Source organism: Streptomyces venezuelae, assembly GCF_008642315.1.
Classification (GTDB): Bacteria; Actinomycetota; Actinomycetes; order Streptomycetales; family Streptomycetaceae; genus Streptomyces; species Streptomyces venezuelae_D.
The window spans coordinates 3,176,287-3,188,326 of record NZ_CP029192.1; the positions used below are offsets into that span (position 1 = coordinate 3,176,287).

10 protein-coding genes are annotated in these 12,040 nt (G+C 73.0%); all 10 read right to left on the reverse strand.

What is annotated here, in order from left to right:
* Positions 1–27: 27 nt before the first annotated feature.
* The 10 genes from DEJ48_RS13340 to DEJ48_RS13380 all read right to left on the reverse strand — a co-directional run bounded on the left by DEJ48_RS13340 (position 28) and on the right by DEJ48_RS13380 (position 11,983).
* Positions 28–777 (reverse strand): spherulation-specific family 4 protein, encoded by a 750-nt coding sequence (locus DEJ48_RS13340; RefSeq protein WP_150216326.1) that lies wholly within the window; start codon positions 775–777, stop codon positions 28–30.
* Complete coding sequence (locus tag DEJ48_RS13345) at positions 765–1,733, reverse strand: NAD-dependent epimerase/dehydratase family protein (RefSeq protein WP_150216327.1); 969 nt, start codon at positions 1,731–1,733, stop codon at positions 765–767. The genes DEJ48_RS13340 and DEJ48_RS13345 overlap by 13 nt, the downstream gene beginning before the upstream one ends.
* A gap of 49 nt (positions 1,734–1,782) precedes the next feature.
* A complete protein-coding gene (locus DEJ48_RS13350; protein WP_223832027.1) occupies positions 1,783–3,333 on the reverse strand; it encodes a hypothetical protein in 1,551 nt (516 codons plus the stop codon).
* Entirely contained in the window at positions 3,330–5,054 is a 1,725-nt protein-coding gene (locus tag DEJ48_RS13355; RefSeq protein WP_150216328.1) for a DUF3492 domain-containing protein, read from the reverse strand. Before DEJ48_RS13355 ends, DEJ48_RS13350 begins: the two co-directional genes overlap by 4 nt.
* A gap of 200 nt (positions 5,055–5,254) precedes the next feature.
* On the reverse strand, positions 5,255–6,856 hold the full coding sequence (locus DEJ48_RS13360) for a dipeptide ABC transporter ATP-binding protein (RefSeq protein ID WP_150216329.1): 1,602 nt from the start codon (positions 6,854–6,856) through the stop codon (positions 5,255–5,257).
* On the reverse strand, positions 6,853–7,851 hold the full coding sequence (locus DEJ48_RS13365; RefSeq protein ID WP_150216330.1) for an ABC transporter permease: 999 nt from the start codon (positions 7,849–7,851) through the stop codon (positions 6,853–6,855). The genes DEJ48_RS13360 and DEJ48_RS13365 overlap by 4 nt, the downstream gene beginning before the upstream one ends.
* Entirely contained in the window at positions 7,848–8,783 is a 936-nt protein-coding gene (locus tag DEJ48_RS13370; protein WP_223832028.1) for an ABC transporter permease, read from the reverse strand. The genes DEJ48_RS13365 and DEJ48_RS13370 overlap by 4 nt, the downstream gene beginning before the upstream one ends.
* A complete protein-coding gene (locus tag DEJ48_RS13375) occupies positions 8,780–10,501 on the reverse strand; it encodes an ABC transporter substrate-binding protein (RefSeq protein WP_150216332.1) in 1,722 nt (573 codons plus the stop codon). The genes DEJ48_RS13370 and DEJ48_RS13375 overlap by 4 nt, the downstream gene beginning before the upstream one ends.
* A gap of 135 nt (positions 10,502–10,636) precedes the next feature.
* Entirely contained in the window at positions 10,637–10,729 is a 93-nt protein-coding gene (locus DEJ48_RS40950) for an Ms4533A family Cys-rich leader peptide (RefSeq protein WP_317850838.1), read from the reverse strand.
* A 78-nt stretch (positions 10,730–10,807) separates the two neighbouring features.
* Entirely contained in the window at positions 10,808–11,983 is a 1,176-nt protein-coding gene (locus DEJ48_RS13380; protein ID WP_411757450.1) for a DUF3152 domain-containing protein, read from the reverse strand.
* Positions 11,984–12,040 lie beyond the last annotated feature (57 nt).

The following is a 12,040-nucleotide window of genomic DNA, read 5'->3' on the forward strand; positions in this document are numbered from 1 at the left end:
CTGCAAGTAACACTGCCACGCCCTTCTTCATTCCGAGACACCCGTTCCGATACGCGAGACGATTTCGTCCCAGTAACCGGGCATGGCCTCCCAGGGGTCCCCCGCGCCGCCCCCGTCGACGCGGTCCGTGAAGTAGATCGTCGAGGCGCCCTGCCATCGGGCGATGCGCAGCGCCTCCTCCAGGTGACCGCGCGGCATGCCGTGCACGAAGTGGCAGAACCGTTCGGGCGGATAGTCCGCGGTCCACTCGGCAACCTGCGACCAGCGGTAATCGCTCCACGGGCCCGCGAAGGTCACCAGCTGGTCACCCGTCTCGGCATACCCGGGATACGGGTGCGTCCCGTGCCCGAGGACGATGTGCGCGTCCCCGACCAGGGCCCGCAGGGTCGCCACCGTCCTGCGCACCTCGGGCAGCGCGGCCCGCTCGGTCGGACAGCGGTCCAGCGAGAACCCGTCGACCTGGTACCAGTCGAGGTAGCGGTGCGCGTCGGAGATCAGCTCCCCGAAGGCCCGTGCGCCGTACGTCGTGTCCAGGTGGCCGAGCACACGGACACCCGCGTTCCGCAGGCGGCCCGCCGCCTCCAGGCAGTGCGGGTCAGGACGCTCCCCCGGACCGTTGGCGACATTCAGGACAACCCACTTCAAAGGGGTGCCGGGCCGGGCGAGTTCGGACCATTCGGTGGGGGCGACCAGGGGGTGGGCGAAGCCCGGGATGCCGAAGCCGATGCGTACCTCGGTGCTCGCGGTACCCCTCGTGGTCCTGGTCAGATGCGGCATGCGGCCTCCATCCAGATGTCGGCGAGTGACTCTTCGAGATTGATGCGGGGCCGCCAGCCGAGCCGGTCCCGCGCGGTGCGGACGTCGGCCTGCTGCCAGCTCCCGCACCCGTCCGGGTAGGGGTACGCGGCCGCGGCCGGCCCCCCGTGCTCGGATTCGCCGCGGGGGTGGCCGATGGATGTCATGGATGCCCGCACGGGCACCTGGTCGAGTTCGTGCAGCGCGCCGCCGTACCCCGCGACGCGGGCCAGGACGGCGGCCGCGTCACGCAGTCGTACGGCGCGCCCGGCGCCGATGTTCACGATTCCCTGCGCCGCGGAGAGCGAGGCGGCGTGCACGGCGCGCGCCACGTCGCGCACGTCGACGAAGTCGCGCTGCACACCGAGCCCCCCGAGCTTCAGCTCGCCGTCGCCCGCCTGCATCGCGCGCCGCATGGCCTCCGCGAGCCGCCCGAGCGGCGATCCGGCGGGCGTGCCGGGCCCCGCGGGCGAGAAGACGCGCAGCACCACGGCGTCGAGCCCGGAGCCGAGCACCAGCTCCGTGGCCGCCAGCTTGCTGACGCCGTACGGCCCGCCGGGCCGCGGCACCGCGTCCTCGGCCGTGGAGGATCCCGGCTGGCTCGGCCCGTACTCCGCGCCGCAGCCCAGCTGCACGAGGCGCGCCCCGCAGCCGCTGCGCCGCAGGGCCTCGCAGATGGTGGCGACGGCGACGGTGTTGTGCCGGGTCAGGTCGCGGGCGCCGCCCCGGGTGGCACCGGCGCAGTTGATGACGACGCCCGGGTGGACGGCGTCGAGGAAGCGGGTGAGCGCGCCAGGGCTCCCGCTGGCGAGGTCGAACCGTACGTCCGAGTCGTCGCCGCGGCCGAGTGCGGTGAGCTGCACGGCCGGGTCGGCGAGCAGCCGGTCGGCGACGAACCGGCCGAGGTATCCGTTGGCTCCGATCAGCAGCACCCTCATCGGGCGCCTCCCGGGGTGGCCGCTCGGCGGCGGAGACGGCTGCGGGTGGTCATCTGTGTTTCTCCTTCGGGAAGTTGCCGTGGTGCACGGGGTGGGCCCGCGGTGTCGGCCCCGCGGGAGAGTGGTCGGAGGAGCGGCCCGCACCGGAACCGGCGTGGGCCGAGGCCAGGGTCAGGGTCCTGGCCGCGTGGACGAGGAGGACGAGGGCAGCGGCGCCGCACGCGGTGGCCGGCACGACGCCGGGGCCCCACGCGTCGACAGCGGCCGTGACGGGGACGGCGAGGGCGTCGAGCCCGGGCAGTCGGCCCGCGAACACCAGGGCCAGGGCGGCTGCTTCGCAGGAGCCCGCGCTGCCGAGGAGCAGGACGGGGGTGCGGGTGAAACCGTGGGCACCGAGGAGCCGGGCGAGCAGCAGCAGGGCGCCGAGCGCGAACGCGCCGATGAGGGCGGGGGCGCCGTGTCCGGGGCCGGTGCCCGCGTCGCCGAGGAACGCGTACGCCCCCGCGAGCAGCGCGCCGAGTGCGCACAGGAACAGCGCGATGACGCCGAGGAGCAACGGCCGTACGGAGGAGGCGAACTCGTCGAGTCCGCGGCTGGCGGCGAGCCGCGCCCCGGCCCGTACCGCGAAGAGGCGGGCGCACCAGATCGCGGGCGCGACGGCGAGCGCGAGGCCGAGGAGTGCGGCGGCCGCCGGGTCCCCGAGATCGCCGATGCCGTCCGGGCCGCCCGTGACGGCGCCGTTCAGGAGGCCGTCGCCGAGCAGCGCGTAGCCGAGGAGCCAGCACACCCACGCGCGCGTGGCGCCCATCGGACGGGTGACGGCGTGCAGGGGGCCCTTCCGCAGGGCGACGCGCAGGGCGAGGGCGACGGCGAGTGCCCCGACGGCCGCGACCGCGAGCCGCGCGTGTCCCTCGCTGTGCGCGGCCCCCGCGACGGCGGCCGCGCACACGGCGCCGGGCAGCAGGGCGAACAGCGCCCAGCCGGAGGGGACTTCCCGCTGCGCGGACGGCGCGGACAGCGCGGACAGCGGCGGGCTGGCCTTCGCCGTCGTGGGCGTCGGCGCGTCCGGGAGCGTCGGCACGCGCGCGTACATCTCCTCGGCCAGCGCGAAGACGTCCCGGTGCCGGAAGTGAGCGGCCGCCCGGTCGGTGACGCCGTGCGCCTCAAGGCCCGCCGCGATCTCCAGTGGGTCGACGGCGCGCTCGCACAGCTCGCGGTGCCGGTGCATGAGGGCCTTCACCGGGTCGGCGGGGCCGCGCCGGGGCGGTCCGGTCGGCCTGGCGCGGGCGGCGGCGCGGGCGAGCGGCGACCGGCTGCTCGCGGCGCCCTGGTGCCTGCCCTTGCCGCGCGCGTCCCAGCCGCTGTCGCCGTCGTCGCCGCCGCACTCCTCGTGCTCGCCCTCACCGAAGCCGGGCACGGACACGGCGGCGGGCACGGCCACCCCCTCTCCGGGCAGAGAAGCGGGCAGAGACGCGGGGGAGGCATCGGGCAGCACCGCACCGGTCCCCAGCAGTTCCGCCGACCGCGAGTCCCACCCTCCCGCGCCTTCCGGGGCGCGCGGCGCGTCCACGGCACCCGTCGCACCCTCATGTCCCCTCATACGGCAGCCCCCTTCAACCCGTCCCCCACCGGAACCTCTTCGGTCACGGCCCACCTCGGCACCGCCATGGGCACCTCCGCCCCGGCCGCGGGGCCCACCGAGACCGCCCAGCGCCCCGGGACGTACGCCTCCGCCGGGTGCGCGAACGGCACCGGTTCGCCCGCCTCGTCCACCGCGTCCCTGCGGACGGGGCAGTGCGAGACGATCTCCAGGTAGATGCTTCGAAATGCCGCGATGTTCTGCTCGACGGTGAAGAGTTCGAGAGCCCGCGCCCGCGCCGCCGCGCCGAGGCGCGCGCACCGTTCGGGGTCGCGCAGGAGTGCCACGCACGCCTCCGCGAGCGCCCTCGGGTTGCGCGGCGGTACGACGAGTCCCGTGCCGCCGATGACCTCGACCACCGCGCCGACGTCCGTCGAGACGGTCGCGCGTCCGCAGAACATGGCCTCGACCAGGCTGACCGGGAAGCCCTCGACGACGCTGGAGAGGACGACGACGCCCGCACAGGCGTACGCGTCGGCGAGGCCGGGCACGTCGGGCCCGCCGATCTCCTCGAAGGAGACGGGGTTGTCGCCGATGGCGTGCGCGCCCGGCGCCTCGTCCGGGAAGAGCTGCGCGGCGAGGGCCCGGCAGTGCGCGAGGTAGGCCTGCGCCTCGGGTCCTTCCGCGGGCGCCCCGACGATCCGCAGGCGCGCCCCCGGCACCTGCGCGCGGATCTCCGCGAACGCGTGGAGCAGGGAGATCAGGTCCTTGGCGGGTTCGACGCGGCCGACCCACAGGAGGGTGTCGGGGGCGGTGGCGAAGTCGTCGTAGCCCCCCTCGCCGATCTCCGTGAAGCGGGCCGCCTCCATGCCGGGGTGGACCGTACGGAGCTTGGCGCGGTCGGCTCCGCAGCGTTCCTGCCAGCGGCGGGCGTGGGTGTTGCCGGGGGTGATGACCGTGGCTGCGCGGTAGACCTCCGCGGCGAGGAGGCCGTGGAAGGAGGCGAGCAGGGCGCGTGTCGGCGCGCTCAGGTCGGTGTCGCCCGCCGCGAGGTAGTGCGCGCGCAGCTGCACGCCGTACTCGGTGACGAGCAGCGGCACCCCCGCGAAGTGCTTCGCCAGGAGCCCCGGGAGCGCCGCGGGCCCGCCGGAGGTGGCGTGGCAGAGGTCGGCGGCGCCGAGTGCGTCGGGGCCGTACCAGTCGAGGGAGAGCGGTCGCAGTGCCCGCTCCATCAGGCCGGCGGCGGCGAGCAGGTCGGGGACGCGCGCGGTGCGCGCGGTGCGCAGCGCACCCGGCGCGTGGCAGGCGCGTTCCAGGGCGCGGACGGCGAACTCCGAACGCAGCGCGCCGACCAGACCGCCTTCGTCGCGGGCGAGTTCGGCGAGCCCGTACAGAGCGTTGCCGAAACGGTCCGCCACCGCGTCGCGATCGGCTCCGCAGACGGCTTCCGCGAGCTCCCCGAAGTGTGTCTCGAACCGCCGCCGCGCCCTGCGTCCGCGCCCTCCGCGGGGGCCGGCGGCGCGGAGCGCCTCGTCGTCGACGGTCCACAGCGGCGCCGTGCGCACCCTGCCGACCTGGGGCGGCAGCTCGACCCAGCCCCGCGCCTCCTGCCGCTCGCTGCGGCTGAGCGCGTAGATGTCGAACTCGTGCCGCCCGAGCCCCCGTACGAGCCGGTCGCACCAGAGCCTCGCCTCACCGCTCACATACGGATAGCCACCCTCCGTAAGCAGTCCGACGCGCACGAGCGCACCCCCGATCTCCCGTTCGGTGAGCCGCCGTTGGCCGGCGGCTCGCAGCGGGACGAACGTAAGCGGTCATGCAGGTGGCGCGACGGACGGTTGTCCATCGCGCCACCAGAAGGGGTGAACGGCAGTAACTTTCCGGCGCCGGTAGCGTTCTGTCGCGCTATAGCGGTTCAGGCGCCTCTTTTCGTCACCGTCGGTCAGGCTGCGGCCAGCTCCTCGCGGGCCGCCCGGCGCCGCGCCGCGGCCTCCGGGTCGAGCGCGGGCACGGCTGCGAGCAGCCGTTTCGTGTACGGGTCACGGGGCGCCCCGTACACCTCGGCCACCGGTCCCTGCTCCACGATCCGCCCCTGCCGCATCACCGCGACCCGGTCGCTGACCTGGCGCACCACGGCGAGGTCGTGCGCGACGAAGACCAGGGCGAGGCCCAGTTCGCGCCGCAGTTCGGCGAGCAGGTCCATGACCTGCGCCTGGGTCGTCACGTCGAGCGCCGACACCGGCTCGTCGCACACGATGAGGCGCGGCTCGGCCGCGAGCGCCCGCGCGATGCCCACGCGCTGGCGCTGTCCGCCGCTGAACTCGTGCGGGTAGCGGTCGTAGTGCGCCGGTTCGAGACCGACGCGCTCCAGGAGTTCCCGCGCACGCCCCCGTACGAAGGAGTCGCTCTCCCCCCGGGCGCGCAGCGGGTCGGCGATCGACTCACCGACGGAGCGGCGCGGGTTGAGCGAGGAGACGGGGTCCTGGAACACCATCTGCACGCCGGGCACCACCTGGCCGCCGGGCTTCTCCGCACCCCCGTGGAGGAGCTGCCCCGCGGTGGGTGCCAGGAGGCCGACCAGCATGCGTCCGAGCGTCGTCTTGCCGCTGCCGCTCTCGCCGACCACGCCGAGGGTCTCCCCGCGGCGGACGGTGAGCGAGACGTCGTCGACCGCGGTGACCGCGCGCTTCCCGCGCCCGAACTCGCGCCGGAGCGCGACCGCTTCGAGCACGATCTCGCCCGGCTCCCCGACGGCCGGCGCGAGCGGAGCGTCCACCCGGGGCACCGCCTTGAGGAGTTCCTGCGTGTACGCCTCACGGGGCGCGCCGAGGATGTCGCGCACCTCGCCGTGCTCCACCGCGCGGCCGTCGCGCATGACCAGGACCTCGTCGGCGCTCTCCGCCGCGACGCCCACGTCGTGCGTGACGAGGAGCAGCCCCATGCCGGTCTCGGTCCGCAGCGTGTGCAGCAGGTCGAGGATCTGGGCCTGCACGGTGACGTCGAGCGCGGTGGTCGGCTCGTCGGCGACCAGGAGCGCGGGCTCGCACGCCAGCGCCATGGCGATGAGCGTGCGCTGGCGCATGCCGCCGCTGAACTCGTGCGGTCGTGCGCGGGAGCGGCGGGCCGCGTCGGGGATGCCGACGCGGTCGAGCACCTCCACGGCACGCGCGCGTGCCGCCCGCCGGGACGCTCCGGTGTGCACGCGGTACACCTCGGCGATCTGGTCGCCGACCGCGTAGTACGGGTCGAGCGAGGAGAGCGGGTCCTGGAAGACCATCGCGGCCTTTCCGCCGCGAAGGCCGCGCAGTTCGGCCTCGGACGCCGCCTGTACGTCGACGCCGTCGACCAGCACCGTCCCTTCGACGTGCGCGCCCGTACCGCGGTGGAGGCCGAGCAGCGCGGACGCCACGGTGGACTTGCCGGATCCCGACTCGCCGACGAGGGCGAGCGCGCCGCCCTTCTCCAGCGTGAAGGAGAGCCCGTCAACGGCGCGCACTCCGGCCGCGAACTCGACGGACAGATCGGTGACGTGGACGAGACTCATGACAGCACCACCCGTCGGTCGGCCACCGCGTACAGCACGTCCGCGACGGCATTGGCGAGCACCACGAAGAAGCCGGTGACCATGACCATCCCGACCACCACCGGCAGGTCGACGACCTTGACCGCGTGCACGAGTTCGCGCCCGAGTCCGGGCAGTCCGAACAGCGTCTCGCTGAGCACCGCGCCGCCGAACATCGACCCGAAGTCGTTGGCGGTCAGCGCGATGACGGGCGCGACGGCGCCGCGCAGCGCGTGCTTGCCGACGATCGACCGCTCCCCCACGCCGTACGCGCGGAAGGTCCGCACGTGGTCGTCGGCGAGGGTCTCCAGCATCGAGGAGCGGGTCAGGCGCGCGTACTTGGCGGCCTCGATGAGGGCCAGCGAGAGCCAGGGCAGGAGCAGGTTCCACGCCCACTGCGTCGGATCGTCCGCGAAGGGCACGTACTGCGGGAAGGGCAGCCACTGGAGCTGACCGCAGACCACGATCATCAGGAGCAGACCGATCACGAAGACGGGCGTGGCGGTGCCGGCGAGCGTGACGGCGGTCAGCACACGCTCACTGATCCGGCCGCGCCGCCAGGCGGAGAGCACGCCCGCGCCCACCCCGAGGACGAGCCACAGCACCATCGCGCCCAGCGCGAGGGACCCGGTGACCGGCAGCTTCGCCGTGATCAGCGCGGTGACCTGCTGGTCGCTCTGGTAGGAGATCCCGAGGCAGGGCGCGTCGCAGTGTTCGGTGCCGGTACCCGTCGAGTAGTCCTGGCCGACGAATATGCCTTGCAGGAAGTCCCAGTAGCGGACGTACAGCGGGTCGTCGAGCCGGAGTTGCCCGGCGACCTGCTGCACCTGTGCGGGTGAGCAGCGCGGCCCGCAGGTGATCTGGGCGACGTCGCCCGGCGCGGTGTAGAAGACCGCGTAGATGATGACGGAGAGGGCGAGGAGCGTGACGGCGGCGCCGATGAAGCGCCGCAGCAGGAATCCGGGGAAGCCGGTCATGCGCGGGCCTCCTGCTTCCTGCCGGTGCCGATCCGCAGCCGTGATGTGGCGCGCGGGTCGAGCGCCGTGCGCACGCCGTCACCGAGCACGGTGAGGGCGAACACGGTCACGAACAGCGCGCCCGCCGGATACAGCAGGTACTGCGGCGCCGCCTGGTACCAGACGTCCGCGGACGTGAGCATCTGTCCCCACGACGCGGTGGGCGGCTTCACGCCCACGCCGAGGAAGGAGAGCGCGGCCTCGACGGTGATGTTGGTGGGGACGAGGAGTGCGGCGTAGGTGATGACGGGCGCAGCGAGGGCGGGCAGCAGTTCGCGGCGGGCGATCCGCACGGAACCCCAGCCGCTGAGCCGTGCGGCGGCCACGTGGTCGAGCTCCTTGAGCGTGATGGTCTGCGCGCGCACGATCTTGGCGAGGCCGCCCCAGGCGACGAGCCCGATGACGAGCGCGACGAGCACGGGCCGCGGGAATCCGCTGGGCACGACCGCCATCAGCGCCAGCGCGAAGATCATGAGCGGCAGCGCCACGATGACGTCGGTGGCCCTGCTGAGCACCTGGTCGACCCAGCGGTTGCCGAACCCGGCGGCCACCCCGACCGCCACCCCGATGACCACCTGCACGACGGTCGCGGCGAGCGCGACGCCGAGCGAGACCCGCGCCCCGTACACGAGGCGGGCGAAGAGGTCGCGCCCGGTCTGCGGCTCGACGCCGAGCCAGTGCTCGCCGCTGATCCCGCCGAGCGGGCCGACCGGCACGCCGCCGCGCGCCGAGTCGATGAGGTCGGGATGGTACGTGGTGGGGTCCTGCCCCTCCAGCGCGGTGAGCAGCGGCGCGGCGAGCGCCACGACGACGAGCAGTGCGACGACGCCCGCCGCCACGAGGGCGGCGCGCTGTGCGCGCAGCCGCCCCCAGAAGACGGAGCGGACGGTCACGACGACTCCACCGCGACCTGGGAGACGTCCAGGACACCGGTCCAGTCGCTGATGACGACGTTCTTGACGTCCTTGCCGTACAGGCGCTTGTAGACCGGGTGGAAGAGCGGCACGGTCAGCGCCTTCTCACCGATCTGCTTGTCGAGGGCGCCCCAGCGCTCGGCGGCGGCCTTCAGGTCGGTCAGCTTGTTGATCTCGTCGATCTCGTCGTTGACGGACTTGTCGTCGAGGAAGCCGGAGTTGAAGTTGGCGCCGTCCTTCACGATCTGCCGGCCGTCGAAGATCGGGGCGAGGAAGGGACCGCCGGACGGCCAGTCGGCGCCCCAGTGGGCGAGGAAGAGGCCGGGCTCGTCCTTGGCGCTGTGGGTCCTGTCGCTGTAGTCGTTCTCCTCCAGGCCCTCCAGCTTGACGGTGATCCCGGCCTTCTTGAGCGCGTCCTGGACGGCGGTGGCGATCTCGGGGCTGGTCTCGAAGTCCTTGGCGTTGGAGTGCGTGAGCGTGATGGTGAGCCCGTCCTTGTGACCGGCTTCCTTCAGGAGCTCCTTGGCCTTCTTCGGGTCGCCGCTGGGACCCGCGGGGAAGTGGTCGAACTTCGTGTATCCGAACGACTTCTGGTTCGGCAGGAACGTGGTGGCGGGCTCGGCGAGCGAGGAGCCGCCCGCCGCGTTGACGACCGAGGAGCGGTCCACGGCGTACGAGATGGCCTGGCGCACCTTCGGGTCGTCGAAGGGCTTCACCTTCGGGTTGAAGGCGAGGTAGTTCGTGTAGCCGAAGTGGCCGGTGCCGACGTGCGAGGAGAGCTCCTTGTCACCGGCGACCTTGGCGAGCTCGGCCGGGCCGAGGTTGGTGTCGGTGGTGACGGCGGCGGCGTCGGCGCCCTGGCCCGCGGAGAGCCGCTGGTTGATGACGGACGAGTCGAGTCCGGAGCGTACGTCGATGACGTCCGGGTAGGCCTTGCGCTCGGCGTCGTTCTTCGCGGACCAGTGCGGGTTGCGCTCCAGGCGGAGCCGCTCGCCGTCGTTCTCGTTCCTGACGACCTTGTAGGGCCCGGACGAGACCGGGTGCTCCTCGTACTTCGTGCCCTTGTCCTTGGCCTTCGGCACGGGTGCGAACGACGTCTGCGTGGCCACGTAGTCGAAGTCGCCCACGGGCTTGTTCAGATGGAAGACGATCGTCCGCTCGTCCGGCGTCTCCACCGACTTCAGGCCGCCCTTGCTCTTGTACGGCCCTTCGTAGTCGGCGCCCCCGATCAGCCAGTCCCGCAAGAAGGGCGCGCCACCGGAGAGTTCGGCCGCGAACGACCGCTCGATGCCGTACTTGATGTCGGCGGTCGTGATCGCCGAGCCGTCCTCGTACTTGAGCCCCTTCTTCAGGGTGTACGTCCACACGGTGGCGTTCTTGCTCGGCTTGCCGAGCCCCGTGGCGAGGTCGGGGACGACCTCCGTGCCCTTGGCGCCGTCCTCGCGGTTGCGGGTGGTCAGCGTGCGGAACACGAGGCTCGGGATGTTGCCGCCGCCGGAGGTGTACAGGCGCGCGGGGTCGAAGTCGGTCTGCGGATCGCGGTTGAGGACGGTGAGCGTGCCGCCCTCGGCGGGCTTGCCGCCGCCGCTCCCGGCGCCGCCGTCCTTCGGGCCCGCGCAGGCGACGGCGCCCGAGGCCAGGACCAGGCTGACGGATGCCGCTGCCACGCGGCGGGCTATGACGGACGTTTGACGCATCGGAAAGAGACCTCTCGGGATGAGTGAGAAAAGGGAGCGACAGAGCTCACCCCGGGAAAGGCGCGGGAGAAATCGGCACACGGGCGCAGAAATGCCAGGAGCCGGGAAAAAGCGACGCACTCGCCGGGGCGGGCGTCAGCAACAGTGGATGTCGGCCACGCAGAGCGCGGTCACGCCGAGGAGCGCCAGCTCAATGGCGGCGCTCGAAGGGGCGTGACGGTTCGACATGCGGAGAAATATGAACGAACTTCCGACAAATGTCAAAGCGGTACGGTCGGCGCCGGGCATCGGCGGTGATCACCCGGCTCAACTCTTGGGAAAGGCCCAGGGGTTGGCCTTGCACTTGATTCCGTCGTGCTCCAGGAACTTCGTCTGCTGCTGCATGACGGGTGCGAGCTGCCCGCTCTTCGTGCAGTCCGTGTGATTGAAGCCGAGCCGGTGACCGACCTCGTGGTTGATCAGCATCTGCCGGTACGGGTGGATGACGTTGCCGAACTTCTTCTTGACCTCGTCGCCGTAGGTGGGCGCGCCCTGCGCCCAGCGATAGGCATTGATCATCACTCGGTCCGTCGCCGCCGAATCGCACGACACGTTGTCCTGGGTCGTGTCCAGGCCGGATTTCGCACACCAGACGCCGGTCGTCCCCGGGCTCGCGAGCGTAATGACGAAATCGGGCCTGCCCGACGATATGCGCTCGAAGGTGCGGGCGCCCGCGTGGGCCCAACTGCGGTCGTCGTTCAGGGTCTTCTGCACGGCCTCCGCGAAGAGTTTCCCGTCCAGGCCGAGGCCCTTCTCGACGTCGACGCGGTAGCGGAACTTCTGTCCCTTGCCGGGCGCCTTGTCGAAGCCGGCTATCGCGTCGAAGTCGCCGGACGCCTTCAGCTTCGCGTCCAGCGGGTACGTCTTCTTCATTTTGTCGTCGTACGTCTCCGGGGCCTTCTTCTGCACCTCGGCGGGCGTGGGGCGGCGGTCCGAGCGGGACGCGGGGTCCTCGGTGTCCCGCGCGCCGCCCGCGGCCGCACGGCTCTGCGGCTCCGAGCCCTTGCCCCCGCCGACCAGCTGCCCCGCGACGACCACGGCGACCACGGTGGTCACGGCGGCGGCCACGACGACGGTCATGGTGCGGTTGCGGCCGCGCTTCCTGCCGCCGCCGTCCGCGCCGTCCGCGAGGTCGCCGTCTCCGTTGCCGTTGTCGCCGCCGTCGGCCTCGGTGTCCCACTGGGTGACGGATGCGTACGGGTCGCGGGGGGCCCGGGGACGCACGCCCGGCCCGCGGCCCTCGCGGCCCTCGGGGAAGGCGGCGACGTAATCCTGGCGGGGGCCGGGGACGACGCCGGGGCCGGTCACGATGCGGGGGCCGGGGCCCGTGCCGGTGGCGCCGCCTCTGGTGTCGGTGTCGCCCCAGGCGCCGCCGGGCTCCCGCTGCTCCGGGTGCCCGCCGCGGACGTGCGGGACGCCGTGCGGCGGGGTGGGGCGGGGCACGCCGTGGGCGGGGGTTCCGTGCGTGGGGGTGCCGTGGGCAGGGGTTCCGTGGGCGGG